General features: G+C 56.4%; 14 protein-coding genes. 10 read left to right on the top strand and 4 right to left on the bottom strand.

Annotated elements, in window-relative coordinates:
• The first annotated feature begins 8 nt into the window (after positions 1-8).
• Complete coding sequence (gene glgX / locus AC0TN7_RS23160) at positions 9-2,084, top strand: glycogen debranching protein GlgX (protein ID WP_473702496.1); 2,076 nt, start codon at positions 9-11, stop codon at positions 2,082-2,084.
• Here glgX and AC0TN7_RS23155 read toward each other — a convergent pair whose 3' ends face one another.
• Positions 2,085-2,630, bottom strand: a complete 546-nt coding sequence (locus AC0TN7_RS23155; RefSeq protein ID WP_417927415.1) for a winged helix DNA-binding protein — start codon at positions 2,628-2,630, stop codon at positions 2,085-2,087.
• Between the two features lie 200 nt (positions 2,631-2,830).
• On the opposite strand from AC0TN7_RS23155, the gene AC0TN7_RS23150 reads away from it, so the two are divergent.
• The 5 genes from AC0TN7_RS23150 (at position 2,831) to AC0TN7_RS23130 (ending at position 6,581) form a co-directional block, all read left to right on the top strand.
• Positions 2,831-3,553, top strand: a complete 723-nt coding sequence (locus AC0TN7_RS23150; RefSeq protein WP_008501655.1) for a DUF969 domain-containing protein — start codon at positions 2,831-2,833, stop codon at positions 3,551-3,553.
• Positions 3,550-4,536 carry a DUF979 domain-containing protein gene (locus AC0TN7_RS23145; RefSeq protein WP_063621664.1) on the top strand — a complete coding sequence of 329 codons (987 nt, stop codon included), beginning with the start codon at positions 3,550-3,552 and terminating at the stop codon, positions 4,534-4,536. The genes AC0TN7_RS23150 and AC0TN7_RS23145 overlap by 4 nt, the downstream gene beginning before the upstream one ends.
• Before the next feature lie 9 nt (positions 4,537-4,545).
• A complete protein-coding gene (locus tag AC0TN7_RS23140) occupies positions 4,546-5,541 on the top strand; it encodes a DUF2891 domain-containing protein (protein ID WP_473702495.1) in 996 nt (331 codons plus the stop codon).
• Between the two features lie 235 nt (positions 5,542-5,776).
• The gene (locus AC0TN7_RS23135) at positions 5,777-6,169 is read left to right on the top strand and encodes a polymorphic toxin type 44 domain-containing protein (protein WP_333041857.1); all 393 of its coding nucleotides are present in this window, start codon (positions 5,777-5,779) and stop codon (positions 6,167-6,169) included.
• Positions 6,147-6,581 carry a hypothetical protein gene (locus tag AC0TN7_RS23130; protein WP_048958227.1) on the top strand — a complete coding sequence of 145 codons (435 nt, stop codon included), beginning with the start codon at positions 6,147-6,149 and terminating at the stop codon, positions 6,579-6,581. Before AC0TN7_RS23135 ends, AC0TN7_RS23130 begins: the two co-directional genes overlap by 23 nt.
• 49 nt (positions 6,582-6,630) lie before the next feature.
• Here AC0TN7_RS23130 and AC0TN7_RS23125 read toward each other — a convergent pair whose 3' ends face one another.
• A complete protein-coding gene (locus AC0TN7_RS23125; protein WP_473702494.1) occupies positions 6,631-8,046 on the bottom strand; it encodes an MFS transporter in 1,416 nt (471 codons plus the stop codon).
• A 117-nt stretch (positions 8,047-8,163) separates the two neighbouring features.
• Here AC0TN7_RS23125 and AC0TN7_RS23120 point away from each other — a divergent pair, with 117 nt between their 5' ends.
• On the top strand, positions 8,164-9,069 hold the full coding sequence (locus AC0TN7_RS23120) for a LysR family transcriptional regulator (protein WP_473702493.1): 906 nt from the start codon (positions 8,164-8,166) through the stop codon (positions 9,067-9,069).
• Positions 9,070-9,072: 3 nt separating this feature from the next.
• Here the strand turns inward: AC0TN7_RS23120 and AC0TN7_RS23115 are convergent, their stop codons facing one another.
• Positions 9,073-10,527, bottom strand: coding sequence for a Cu(+)/Ag(+) sensor histidine kinase (locus tag AC0TN7_RS23115; protein WP_267216453.1), 1,455 nt, complete (start codon positions 10,525-10,527; stop codon positions 9,073-9,075).
• The gene (locus AC0TN7_RS23110; protein ID WP_473702492.1) at positions 10,517-11,200 is read right to left on the bottom strand and encodes a copper/silver response regulator transcription factor; all 684 of its coding nucleotides are present in this window, start codon (positions 11,198-11,200) and stop codon (positions 10,517-10,519) included. The genes AC0TN7_RS23115 and AC0TN7_RS23110 overlap by 11 nt, the downstream gene beginning before the upstream one ends.
• 162 nt (positions 11,201-11,362) lie before the next feature.
• On the opposite strand from AC0TN7_RS23110, the gene AC0TN7_RS23105 reads away from it, so the two are divergent.
• From AC0TN7_RS23105 to AC0TN7_RS23095, 3 genes are read left to right on the top strand one after another with little or no spacing between them, the layout of a single operon-like run.
• Positions 11,363-12,748 carry an efflux transporter outer membrane subunit gene (locus AC0TN7_RS23105; RefSeq protein WP_267216454.1) on the top strand — a complete coding sequence of 462 codons (1,386 nt, stop codon included), beginning with the start codon at positions 11,363-11,365 and terminating at the stop codon, positions 12,746-12,748.
• A 24-nt stretch (positions 12,749-12,772) separates the two neighbouring features.
• A complete protein-coding gene (gene cusF / locus AC0TN7_RS23100) occupies positions 12,773-13,114 on the top strand; it encodes a cation efflux system protein CusF (protein WP_473702491.1) in 342 nt (113 codons plus the stop codon).
• 11 nt (positions 13,115-13,125) lie between these two features.
• The gene (locus tag AC0TN7_RS23095; RefSeq protein ID WP_473702490.1) at positions 13,126-14,376 is read left to right on the top strand and encodes an efflux RND transporter periplasmic adaptor subunit; all 1,251 of its coding nucleotides are present in this window, start codon (positions 13,126-13,128) and stop codon (positions 14,374-14,376) included.

Raw genomic sequence — 14,376 nt, 5'->3', positions numbered from 1 at the left:
GAACGAAAATGGCAAAGGATACAACGTTTGAAATTCGGGCCGGTCATGGCCAGCAGTTGGGTGCGAATTATGACGGGAAGGGCGTTAACTTCGCGCTGTTCTCCGCTCACGCTGAGCGGGTGGAACTCTGTCTGTTCGATCCGTCCGGGAAAACCGAAATCGCCCGGCTGACGCTCCCGGAGTATACCCATGAGGTCTGGCACGGCTATGTGCCCGACCTGAAGCCGGGGGCGCTGTATGGCTATCGCGTCTACGGCCCCTACGACCCTGAAAACGGTCATCGCTTCAACCCGCATAAGCTGCTTATCGACCCCTACGCCCGCGAACTGGTGGGTGACATCGACTGGAACGACGCCCATTTCGGCTATGAGCTGGGGCATGACGAGCTGGATTTGAGCTTTGACACGCGGGACAGCGCGCCGTTCACGCCGAAAGGCAGGGTCATCGACCCGAATGCCTTTGACTGGCAGGACAGCAACCGGCCGAACGTGCCCTGGCCGCATACCGTTGTTTATGAGAGCCATGTGAAAGGCTTTACCCAGATGAACCCGGCCATTCCGCCCGAGCTGCGCGGCACGTTTGAAGGGATGGGACACAAAGCCTCGGTCGACTATATCAAAAGCCTGGGCATTACCTCGGTGGAGCTGCTGCCGGTTCACTGGTTCCCGGACGATCAGCATCTTCTTGACCGTGGCCTGAAGAACTTCTGGGGCTATAACACGCTGGGCTTTTTTGCTCCGGCGTCGCGCTACTACGGCCCGGCGGGGATTCAGGGCTTTCGCGATATGGTGCGCGCCTATCATGACGCAGGCATCGAGGTGATTCTGGACGTGGTGTACAACCACACGGCGGAAGGGAACGAGCTTGGCCCGACGCTGTCGTTTAAGGGGATTGATAATTACAGCTATTACCGCACGCTCCCGGACCAGCACCGGTATTACATCAACGACACCGGGACGGGAAATACGGTCAACACCTCGCATCCGCGCGTGCTGCAGATGGTGATGGACTCCCTGCGCTACTGGGCGGAATCGATGCACATTGACGGTTTTCGTTTCGACCTGGGGACGATTCTGGGCCGCGAGCCCGAAGGGTTTGACCCGCGCGGCGGTTTCTTCGATGCCATGACTCAGGATCCGGTCTTATCCCGACTCAAGCTGATTGGTGAACCCTGGGATATCGGTCCCGGCGGCTATCAGGTGGGCGGATTCCCGCCGGGCTGGGGGGAGTGGAACGACAAATACCGCGACACCGTTCGCGAGTACTGGAAGGGGGACAACGTCTCCACGGACTTTGCCGCGCGGCTTCTTGGCTCCGGCGATCTGTACGATTTGCGTGGGCGTCGCCCGTGGGCCAGCGTCAACTTTATCACCGCCCACGACGGCTTTACGCTGAATGACCTGGTGTCGTACAACGAGAAGCATAATGCCGACAACGGCGAGGATAATAACGACGGGCATAACGATAACCGCTCGTACAACTACGGCGAGGAGGGGCCAACCGAAAATTCGGACATCATCGCCACCCGGGAGCGGCAGAAGCGTAATTTCCTGACCACGCTGCTGTTCTCCCACGGCACGCCGATGCTGCTGGCCGGGGACGAGTTTGGCCGCTCGCAAAAGGGCAACAATAACGGCTACTGTCAGGACAGTGAGATCTCATGGATCGACTGGAAAGGGCTGTCAGAAAATGACGCCGCGCTGCGCGAGTTCACCCGGCGGTTGATTGCCCTGCGCGCGCAGCAGCCGCTGCTGCGTCGTGAGAGCTGGCGCGACGGGCTGGAGATCCGCTGGTTCAATGCCGGAGGCGGTCCACAGCAGGCCGAGCAGTGGGATGAAGGCTCGACGCTTGGGGTCTCCATCAGCAGGCCGGATCTGCGGCAGGAGGACGGTATCTGGCACGACGTGCTGATGCTGTTCAACCCGTTTGAAGGCACCGTGCCGTTCCAGATCCCGCAGTTTGGCGAAGGGGGATGGGTGCTGGAGCTGTCTACGGCGGATGATGCTGCCACCGGGACAGCGATCACCGAAACCGTAGAATATGAACTGGCCGGTCGCAGCATTACGCTGTTCCGACGACCTTAATTACAGTGACGCCGCCGCCCGGGCGGCGGTGTCATACAGGGAGGAGATCGTGCGTAACAGCTGCGCGGTCTCGCCAATCGACTTCCCGGCAATGCCGCTCTCCGCGTGGATCGCAATCAGACACGCTTCCCGCACGTCCCGGTATTTCATGCACAGCGCTTTCCCTTCATCCGTGGTAGAGAAAAAAAGCTCTTTACCCGCTTTCTCGCTCGTCACGTAGCCTGCTTTGACCAGCTTTTTCAGGGCATAGGTCACCACGTGGGTATCTTCCACGTTGAGGACGAAGCAGATATCGGCCAGCTTTTTCTTGCGGTCGCGGTGGTTGACGTGATGCAGCAGCGAAACGTCAAAGGCGCCCATATCGGGCTCGCCGGCAGCCGTCATGCAGCGCACCATCCATTTGTTGAACGCGTTGCTGGTCATGATCAGCGCATATTCCAGCTCTGATAACTCCGCGCAGCGCTCGGATACCAGATGTCGGGAAGAGACGATCCGGCCATCGTTGATATCGTCGCGATCGGGTGAAGCACTCTTTTCTGAGGTCATAACGTTCCTTAGCCAGAAATGTAAACTCATCGATAAAATAAGAACATTTTATTGATAATTTGTTTACATGTTTTTGAGGTTCAGATATAGCTTTTTAGCGCAGGTTTTGCGAAGCCTGCCAACAAAACACAACATCGCTCGCCGCAAATTAAAAAAATAGCCGTCGGCGCGCAACGCTCACTTTCGATAGGGTAAACGTTATGGACGGTACTACGCTGTTGCCGCTGATCGGGATACCGATCGTGGTTATTGGTTTTGCACTGCGCTTCAACCCGCTGCTGGTGGTCGTGGTGGCGGGGCTGGCGACGGGTCTGCTGGTCGGCATGGATTTCGGCATGCTGCTGGAGACCTTTGGCGAGAAGTTCGTCAATAGCCGATCGCTGGCCACCTTCATCCTGATCCTGCCGGTGATTGGTCTGCTGGAATATTACGGGCTAAAAGAGCGCGCCCAGGCCTGGGTGGCGAAGATCGCCAGTGCCACCTCAGCGCGTATTCTGATGCTCTATTTTGTCGCGCGGGAAGGCACCGCCGCGCTGGGCCTGATGTCGCTGGGCGGTCACGCGCAGACGGTGCGCCCGCTGCTGGCGCCGATGGCCGAAGGGGCGGCGCTGAACGAATATGGCGAGCTGCCGCAGCACATTCGCGACAAAATCAAAGCCCATGCCGCCGCGTGCGACAACATCGCGGTTTTCTTTGGGGAAGATATCTTTATTGCCTTTGGGGCAGTGCTGCTGATCGACGCGTTCCTGAAAGAGAATGGTATTCAGGGCATTGAACCGCTGCATATCGGCCTCTGGGCCATTCCCACCGCCATTGCGGCATTGATTATTCATATGACGCGCCTGCTGCGCCTCGATGCAAGTATCCGTCGCGACGTGATGGCCTGGCGTGCAGAGCAGGGTACGCAGGAGGCCGCGCAATGATGACGCTTATCACCATCAACCGCGTGTACTACCTGATTGGCTTTGTCGTGATGCTGCTGGTTGTGATGACCCTGCGCGATCGCGCCAATCCGAAGCGCTTTACCACCGCGCTGTTCTGGTTCTTGTTTGGCGGGATCTTCCTGTTTGGCGATCTGATGGTTCAGGAACTCGGCAAATCGCTGGCGTACCGGATTATCGGCGGCGGCGTTATCGCCATCGCGCTGCTGGCGGGGTTTGGCCTCGTCGGGAAAGGGCACTATAAAATGTCCACCGAGGAGGAGCGCGTCGCGTCGTCAAACCGGCTTAAAAACTTGCTGTTCCTGCCCGCACTGATGATCCCAGTGGTGACGGTGCTGGGCACGTTATTCCTGAAGGGCGTTTCGGTCGGCGGCGTGTTTCTGCTCGATCAGAAGCAGCTCACCCTGGCGGCGCTGTGCGTGGCCTGCGTCGCGGCGATCCTCACCGGCTGGTGGCTGACCAAAGGCACACCGCTGCATGCCGTTCGTCAGTCCCGTCGTCTTGTCGATACCATCGGCTGGGCGGTGATCCTGCCGCAGATGCTGGCCATGCTCGGCGGCGTGTTCGTGGTGGCCAACACGGGCGACTCGGTACAAAAGGTGGTGAGCCTGTTTGTGAACCCGGATAGCCGCTTTATGCTGGTGGTGATTTACTGCGTGGGTATGGCGCTGTTTACCATGATTATGGGTAACGCCTTTGCGGCCTTCCCGGTATTAAGTGCCGGTATCGCCTTGCCGTTTTTGATCAACGTGCATCACGGCAACCCTGCGCCGCTGCTGGCGATTGGCATGTATGCAGGCTACTGCGGCACGCTGATGACGCCGATGGCCGCGAACTTCAATATCGTTCCCGCCGCGCTGCTGGAGCTGAAAGACAAATATCAGGTGATCAAGATCCAGATCCCGACCGCGTTAACCCTGCTGGTGGTGAACGTGTTCTTAATGTATTTCCTCGTGTTTCGCTAAGGAGCTGTCATGGAATTAACGCAACATCAGGCCGACGCGTTTGCCCGCATGCCTTTGACCTATTTGCGCCAGGAATACCCGAACCACATCATGCACCTGCTTAATGATGATGGTGACGTTCTGCCGCCTCGTGAACTGCATCCCATTTTCTACGGCTGTTTTGACTGGCACTCGGCGGTGCACGGTTACTGGCTGCTGCTGCGCTGCGTGCGCCTCTATCCAGAATTACCGTGTCGGGACGCGATCGTCGCGCTTTTTGACGAGCACATGACCGAAGAGAACGTGGTGAAGGAGCTGGCCTATTTTACCGCGCCGTTCCGCGCCTCGTTTGAGCGGCCGTATGGCTACGGCTGGCTGCTGGCGCTGGCCCAGGAGCTGAAGCAGTCGTCGCTGCCGCAGGCCGCGGGCTGGTACCAGACGCTGGCGCCGCTCACCCAGGATATTCGCAACCGGCTGGTGGATTACCTCGGTAAGCTCACCTATCCGATCCGCGTCGGGACGCACTACAACACCGCGTTTGCCCTCGCGCTGGCGCTCGATTACGGTCGCGCAGTCGGAGACAAGGCGCTTGAACAGGCGATTGTGGCAGCGGCGGAGCGGTTTTATCTCGCCGACACGCGCTATCCGGCTCATTATGAGCCCGGCGGAGACGAGTATATTTCCGGCGCGCTGACGGAGGCGCTGCTGATGAGCAAGGTGGCTGAAGACTTCCCGGCCTGGTTTGACGCGTTTCTGCCGGAGGTGGGCGCCGTTACGGCACTGATGAACCCGGCGGAAGTGAGCGATCGTACCGACCCGAAAATTGCCCATCTGGACGGGTTAAACCTCAGCCGCGCGTGGTGTATGAAGCACATTGCGAAAGCGCTTCCAGCCAGCCACCCGGCGCAACCGGCATTGCGCGAGGCGGTGACGAAACATCTGGCCGCAAGTGTCGGGCATGTGGTCGGCAGCCACTATAGCGGCGGGCACTGGCTGGCGAGCTTTGCGCTGCTGGCGCTGGAGTAAACAAACGCGCCGTCTTTCTTGCCGGGTGGCGCTGCGCTTACCCGGCCTACATTGTGCAACGCTTGCCTGTAGGCCTAGCCGGGCGCAGCCTACATTTCTTTGATTTTTAATGCGATTAATACCTTAGTCGGATATTTTCCCGTCATTTCTCTGGAAACAGATATCTTTTTTACCATCACAAAAGTGTACGATACGCGGCCACATACCCAATACCCACAGTGGATGGATGGTTAATATGGCTGTTATACCTTTGTTGCCTAAAGAAGGAATCGCACTTGTGTTGGCAAACATGAGGATTGCAAGAGCGCATGGTATGAGTAGAAACATGGCTATCCCTACGACCTATCTTTGGTTTTATCAAAAAGTAAGAAATAAGGGGCCGTGGGATTACAAGCAAGGACACCCGGAGTTAGCAAATTTTGGGAACTTCAATTATGGTTCGGCTGGCTATGCTGCCGGGATACCATCAGAAACGCTATTGATGGGTGCTGGATGGGCGCAGGAAAGAGCTAAAACCTCCAAAAAGAAATGGGGGTACTGGTATCAAAAACCGCCTTATGGGGATGATCCTCACGATCAGTTTTGGATAAGGCAAGGTATAGAATATGCAAAGAAATACGGTTATTAAACGGCTTCATTGCTTACTCACAACGATTCTATTGCTCGTTGTTTGTGGGTTTCTGACATATCAATACTATTTTAACGCACCTTCTCACGATAGTTTTGTCAGCAAACAGAAACTCTCTGATTCCGTCACACTGTACATAACTAAGTATGATGATGGAGGCGCTACGGTGTCGGATGTTTACCGCTTCTATTTAGATAAAGACAACAGCGGGAACATTATGAAAGCCCTTGAAGATCGATCACCATTCCTTGAAGCCAATACAAGTAATGTTACTGCTTCAGCTTATGGGAACACGGTAAATGTAAAAATCACCGGCAAGGTTTATTCATTCACTAATTCTGATCTGTTCTATGCAGATGGTGTAGCGATCATGCCTGTAATTAACCTCATAGCCAATGGAATAAGAGATTAATTAACATATATGCGTAAAAACGAGCAGCGCCTCTCGGCGCTGCAATAGTTTACGCTGATGCCCGAACCGCAGGGCGCAGCCTGCTCAGGCTAAATAAGACCGATCCCGTTGAGGCAATCACCGCAATCCACAGCGCCAGATGCACGGCCCGGTCATCAAGCGTTTGATGATCTGACCCTGTAGTGACAGCCAGCAGCACCCCCACCACGGCGGCGCCGAGACACTGGCCGAATGTCCTCACAATCGACAACACGCCGGAGGCATAGCTGGCATATTCCCGCGCGACGTTAGAGAGCATTTCCCGGTTATTGGGGCTCTGGAAGCAGCCAAATCCAATACCGCATACCAGACTGCGCAGGCAGATATTCCACACGGAAGGATTCTCCGGCAACGTGGCCAGCAGGACCAACCCACCCACAAAAATCACCAGCCCGAGGGTCGAGATCAGTGGCGCGGAGATCGTATCCGCCCAGCGACCCGCGTGCGGCGCGATCAGCACGATGCCAATCGGCCACGGGGTGAACAGCAGCGCCGACACCACCGGGCTGTAGCCATACACGCTCTGAAACAGGAACGGCAGCGCGACAAACGTGATCCCCTGGCTCACAAACGACGCCAGCGAGGTCAGCGCGGCGAGGGTGAAGCGCCCGTTTCTGAACATCACCGGCGGCAGTAGCGGATGTTGTGCATGCCGAATCCGCCAGGTAAAGGCTAAGGCGCCGACCAGCGCGAGAACGCCCCAGCAGACGGCCTCCTGGTTAATGTGTTGCGTCACGTGCTGAAGGCTGTCGGCCAGCATGATCGCTGAACCTAACAGCACGGCGGAGAGCACGGCGCCCGGCGCATCAAAGGGAGTGCGGTCAGCGGCCGATTCCCGCGGCAAGGCCCGCCATGCCAGCAGCAGGGCGATGCTGCCTGGAATAAGGTTAATGGCGAACAGCCACTGCCAGCTCAGGGCGTCCAGTATTGTTCCGCCGAGCACCGGGGCGATCGCCGTGCTGGAGGCGATAAGCAGGGCGTGCAGCCCCAGAATGCGGCCCAGCAACCGGCCCGGAAAAACGGAGCGCAGGATAGCCGGAGCAATACTCAGGGTCGCCGCGCCGCCGATGCCCTGCAGAATTCGCATCCCGGTTAACATTTCCGGCGTTGTTGCCATCGCGCAGCCGAGCGAGGTGAGCGTAAAGGTGGCAAGCCCGCTCAGAAAGACCGGGCGATAGCCCACGCGGGCTGCCAGCGCCGCGAAGATGGCCAACGTCATCGCCGCTGACAGCAGATAACCGTTGGCGAACCAGACCGCAACGTTCGCGGGGACCTGCATCGCTCTTGCCATGGAGGGGAGCGCGATGTTGATCATGGTACCGTCAAAAACGCCCATCAGCGTGGTGGTCATAACGGCGGCCATCACCCTGGCACGTTCATGTCCGGGTAAACCTTCATCGCCGGGCTGGTTTGAAAAGAGCGTCATCGTCGTTACTCCGAATAAGAATCGTGATGACGAAACTATAATCATGCGGTATACAGGGCGGAAGACGCAGCATTTGCACTTAATCATTGCACATGACGCCATATCTGAGGAGCTATCGTGTCCGATCCTGATTTTAACCTTCTGGTTGCGCTCGACGTTTTGCTGGCAGAAGCCAGCGTGGCGGGCGCGGCGCGACGTTTGAGCCTGAGCACCTCCGCCATGAGCCGCACCCTGAGCCGGCTGCGGGAGGTGACCGGCGATCCGATCCTGGTGCGGGCTGGTCGTCACATGGTGCTGACGCCCTGGGCCGAAGCTACCCGGGACCGCGCCAGAAGCGCCGTGCACGAGGCGAGGGCGGTGCTGCAACCCTCCACCGACGCGCTGAAGGTGGAAAGCCTCGAACGGCTGTTCACCATCCGGGCCAACGACGGTTTTGTGGTGGCGTTTGGGCCTCTGCTCATTGCTGCGGTGGCGAGCGTCGCGCCCGGGGTGTGCATCCGCTTCTCACCGAAACCGGAAAAAACGTCGCGCTACTTGCGTGAGGGACTTGTCGATCTGGAGATCGGCGTGCAGGGTAACATGGGGCCTGAAATACGGCTGCAAAGGCTCTTTCAGGATCGGTTTGTTGGCGCGGTGCGTAAGGGGCATCCGCTGTCAGAGCAGCCGGAGGTCAGCCTGAGTGACTATGTTTCCTGGGGCCATGTGGTAGCCTCACCGGACGGATCGCTGCACGGGTTTGTCGATGAGGCGCTGGCGGATCGCGGGATGAAGCGCAAGGTCGCCAGCGTGGTGCCCGGCTTTCCGACGGCGTTATCCGTGGCGCTGGCCTCCGATCTGATTGCCATGGTGCCGGCGTTATACCTGCTCAATCAGGCGATGACCGAGCGCGTGCACGTCTTTGAACTGCCCTTTAAGACCCGGACCATAACGGTTTCACAGATGTGGCATCCGCGCATGGAGAGGGACCCGGCGCACCGGTGGCTCAGGGAAAAGGTCCTTGAGGTGTGCCGTGCTGTTTGCTGACGCTCAGAGCACTTTCCCCGGCACGGTGAGGATGAAGCGCGTCGACACCGCATCCGATTCCACGCGGACTTTTCCCTGATGTGCGGTAACAATGGACTTCACGATAGCAAGCCCAATTCCGCTGCCTTCGCCTTTACGCTGCCTGGACGGATCGACGCGATAAAAACGGTCAAACAGCTTCGGCAGATGCGCCGGCGGGATCGGCGTGCCGGGGTTTTCTGTCACCAGCTCAACGTCGTTATCCTGTTTTCGCAGTGTGACCGTCACCGTTTTGCCCGCTGGCGTATAGCGCAGGGCGTTGGATAACAGATTATTTATGGCCCTTCTGAACATCTGCGGATCGCCTTCTATCAGGCAGGGCATCCCGTTAAACTTCAGCGCGATGTGACGTTCTTCCGCCCAGGCTTCGAAGAAATCAAACACTTTCATGACCTCGGCGCTTAAATCAAACATCACCCGGTCAGGGATGAGCTGATTGTTATCCGCCTGCGCCAGGAAAAGCATGTCGCTGACCATGCGGGTCATCCGGTTGTACTCTTCCAGGCTGGAGTACAACACATCCTCCAGCTCCTTCGGAGTGCGGTTCTGACTCAGCGCGATTTCCGTTTGCGTCACCAGGTTGGTGATGGGGGTTCTGATTTCGTGCGCGATGTCGGCGGAAAAGTTAGCCTGACGGGTAAAGACATCTTCAATCTTTTCGATCATCTGGTTGAAGGAGATGACCAGCTGCTCCAGCTCAACGGGTACGCGGGACGGCTCCAGTCGTGCATCCAGATTTTCAGAGGTGATGTTTTTTATGACGTTGCTGACGTTACGCAGAGGCAAATGTCCCTGGCGCACCGCGATGCGAATGACAAGGATAATCAGCAGGCTGATAACCGCTGCAATCGCCAGGAGATTCTTTTTCAGCGCTTCAAGATAGTGGAGATGAAAATTAATGGAGAGCCCAATCAGCATGACGTAGTCCTGGGTTTTTCCCTGCAGCGTCGCCGTGCCTGAAGAGGCGATAATCCGGTAGGTTTCCATTTTCATGTCGGACCCGGCGTGCATGGGGTTGGCCGGGTCTTCTACCGTCCAGAGAAACACATCCTGTGCGCGACGGTGTTCGCTAAAGTTCGCCGTGTTCATTGCCGGGCGCAAAGCCGCCCCTTGCGCCGAGCTGAACAGGGTATTGCCCTGCGGATCCAGAAGCAGGACGGCCACGTTGCGGTAGCTGGCGATCGACTCTTTAATCTTGCTGATTTTCTTTTGATCGGGATCGGCCGGTGATTGCAGTATGCGGTGCATCGCAGTGCTGATTTGCTGCAGATCGCTGATATCCTGCTCGGCGAAATGCTTTTCAACGGAATGGAGCATAAACCAGGTAAAGGCGAAAAAGGCCAGTATAGTGGAGAGACTGATAAGAAAGGTCAGCCGCAGGGCAAGAGAAAAGGGGCGCCGGGGAAGCTTAACGTGCATCCGGCACCTCCAGCATATAGCCCACGCCGCGCACCGTCTGGATCAGCTTCGGTTCAAAATCGTTATCGATTTTCGCGCGCAGCCGCTTTACCGCCACGTCAATCGCGTTTGTGTCGCTGTCAAAATTCATGTCCCACACCTGGGAGGCAATCAGGGAGCGGGGAAGCACTTCCCCCTGATGGCGCATGAAAAACTCCAGCAGGCTGAACTCTTTGCTGGTTAACAGGATGCGACTTCCGGCCCGGCTGACCTTTCTCGACACGAGGTCAACCGTCAGGTCAGCCACCTGAAGCTGGCTTTCCGCGATCACCGTATTTCCGCGTCTTAACAGCGTCCTTACCCTGGCGAGCAGCTCGGCAAAGGCGAAAGGCTTAATCAGATAATCATCCGCGCCCAGCTCCAGCCCTTTAACCCGATGTTCAATCGTACCGAGAGCCGTAAGTAACAGAATGGGCATCCCTTTGCCGGCAGAGCGGAGCATACGGACAATGTCCCAGCCGTTCACATCGGGCAGCATGATATCCAGAATCAGCAGATCGTATTCAGCGGTCATGGCGAGATGGTAGCCGTTCAGGCCATTATCCGCGTGGTCCACAACAAATCCGGCTTCAGTCAGCCCCTTACACAGGTACTCACCGGTTATCATTTCGTCTTCGACGATCAGTATTTTCATCGTGCTCCCCAGAATGGCTGCTGATGACATTCTATGGCGCCCGCGACCGTTCACAATGACTTACGTTAAAAATGACAACATTGTCATTATCCTGTCACCCGTCAAACAGGATGTGTTCCGTAGAGTAGCCCTAAAAATACTCTGGACTTCATTTGAACCGTTATGTTCCTGATAAAACGACTTAGCATCAGTACGGTATTTATCCTGGCAGGCTGCGTCTCGCTGGCTCCCGACTATCAGCGCCCGGCGTCACCGGTACCTCAGCAATTTTCACTCTCGCGCAACGGCCTGACGCCCGCGGTGGCGGGTTATCAGGACACCGGCTGGCGCACCTTTTTTGCCGACCCGCAGGTAGCGGGGCTGATTACGGAAGCCCTGAATAACAATCGCGATGTAAAAATGGCCGCCCTGAAGGTTGAAGAGGCGCGGGCGCAGTTCAACGTGACGGATGCAGACCGTTATCCTCAGCTGAATGCCTCTTCGGGTATCACGTACAGCGGCGGGCTTAAAAGTGACAAACCCACCACGCAGCAGTACGACGCGGGCCTTGCGCTTAGCTATGAACTCGACTTCTTCGGCAAGCTGAGGAACATGAGCGAGGCTGACCGACAAAACTATTTCGCCAGCGAAGAGGCCCGGCGCGCGGTGCATATCCTGCTCGTCTCTAACGTTTCTCAAAGCTATTTCAACCAGCAGCTGGCGTATAAACAGCTGCGTATTGCGCGGGAAACGCTGACAAATTACCAGCAGTCTTATGCGTTCGTTGAGCAGCAGCTGGTGACGGGCAGTACGAACGTCCTGGCGCTGGAGCAGGCCCGGGGACAGATCGAAAGCACGCAGGCAGATATTGCCAAACGAGAGGGAGAGCTGGCGCAGGCCAATAATGCCCTGCAGCTGGTCCTCGGCACGTATCGCGCGCTCCCGGGCGACAGCGGCATGAATGCCGGCGATGTCGCGCCGGTAAAACTGCCTCCCCATCTTTCCTCAGCGATACTGTTACAGCGCCCGGATATTATGGAGGCGGAGTACCAGCTTAAAGCGGCCGATGCGAATATCGGCGCCGCGCGTGCCGCCTTTTTCCCGTCCATATCACTAACCAGCGGGCTTTCCACAGGTAGTACGGAATTATCCAGCCTGTTCACGTCAGGGAGCGGGATGTGGAATTTTATTCCTAAAATCGAAATTCCCATTTTCAATGCGGGCAGGAATAAGGCCAACCTGAAGCTGGCTGAAATTCGTCAGCAGCAGTCGGTTGTTAATTACGAACAAAAAATTCAGTCCGCCTTCAAACAGGTTGCCGACGCGCTCGCGCTGCGGGACAGCATTAACCAGCAGCTTGCTGCGCAACAGCGGTATCTTGATTCGCTACGCATCACCCTGCAGCGGGCCAGAGGGTTATATTCCAGCGGGGCGGTCAGCTATATCGAAGTGCTTGATGCGGAACGTTCTCTTTTCTCCACGCAGCAAAATATTCTCGACCTTATTTATGCCCGGCAGGTTAATGAAATTAATCTTTTCACCGCGCTTGGCGGCGGTTGGGTCGAATAACTGTACTTAAAGAGGAAACTAAAAATGCGTAATTCACTTAAAGCCGTGGTATTCGGTGTGATCGCCGTGACGTTTTCTGCCGGCCTTCAGGCTGAGGTTCATCAGCACGAGGCGATGAGCGCCGCCCGTGAAGGGGCCGCAGAGCAGGTTATTACCGGGACCGGTATCGTGAAAGACATTGATCTCACCAATAAAAAAGTCACGATTTCTCATGAGGCCATCCCGGCGATTGGCTGGCCCGCGATGACCATGCGTTTCACCTTTATTGAGGCCGATGAGAGCATCAACGCCTTAAAGGTCGGCAGTCACGTTGATTTTTCATTTGTTCAGCAGGGCAATATCTCTTTACTGAAGAGCATTAAATAGCGAGAAACGGCATGGCCTCATTAAAAATAAAATACGCTGCCATGATAGTCAGCAGCCTTATTGCCGGAGGGCTGATATCCGTGACTGCATGGCAGACACTTTATTCATCTGAAAAAACAGCAAATAGCGTTGCGGAAAGAAAGGTCCTTTTCTGGTATGACCCGATGAAGCCTGACGTGAAATTCGACAAGCCCGGTAAATCACCGTTTATGGATATGGATCTGGTCCCGAAATATGCGGACGAAAATGACGATAAAAGCGGTGGCGGTATCCGTATCGATCCGACGCAGGTCCAGAATTTAGGATTAAAAACGCAAAAAGTGACGCGCGGAACGCTGAATTATGCCCAGACGATCCCGGCCAACGTCAGCTATAACGACTATCAGTTTGTCATTGTGCAGGCGCGCGCGGAAGGGTTCGTTGAGAAAGTCTACCCGCTGACGATCGGCGATAAGGTGAAAAAAGGAACGCCGCTGATTGATATTACCATTCCTGACTGGGTCGAAGCGCAGAGCGAGTTCCTGCTGCTCTCCGGCACCGGTGGAACGCCCACGCAGATTAAAGGGGTTCTGGAACGGCTTAGGCTGGCGGGTATGCCGGATGAGGATATTCAGCGGCTGCGTGCGACCCGCACTATCCAGACCCGGTTTACCATCAAGGCACCTATCGACGGGGTGATCACGGCCTTTGACCTGCGTACCGGGATGAATATTTCCAAAGATAAGGTGGTGGCGCAAATTCAGGGAATGGATCCGGTCTGGATCGGCGCGGCAGTACCTGAATCCATCGCTTATCTGCTGAAAGATACCTCGCAGTTTGCTGTTTCCATACCGGCTTATCCGGATAAATCCTTCCCGGTTGAAAAGTGGAGTCTTCTGCCGAGCGTGGATCAAACCACCCGTACGCTGCAGGTGCGCCTGCAGGTCTCCAATAAGGATGAACTGCTGAAACCGGGCATGAATGCGTACCTGAAGCTAAATACCCAAAGCCAGGAAATGCTGCTGATCCCCTCCCAGGCCGTAATCGATACCGGCAAAGAACAGCGCGTTATTACCGTTGATGCGGACGGGAATTTTGTGCCGAAAAGGATCCACGTTCTGCATGAAGCTCAGCAGCAGTCCGGCATTGGTAGCGGACTGGAAGAGGGAGAGTCGGTAGTGGTCAGCGGTCTGTTCCTGATTGACTCGGAGGCAAATATTACCGGCGCGCTGGAGCGCATGCGTCACGCTGAAACGGCTGACGGCGCGCATTCTGGCCATTAA

It is taken from the genome of Enterobacter sp. PL_is511 (assembly GCF_055816065.1).
The sequence above is the reverse complement of the archived record's forward strand: the minus strand, read 5'-3'. Positions and strand labels throughout refer to the sequence as shown.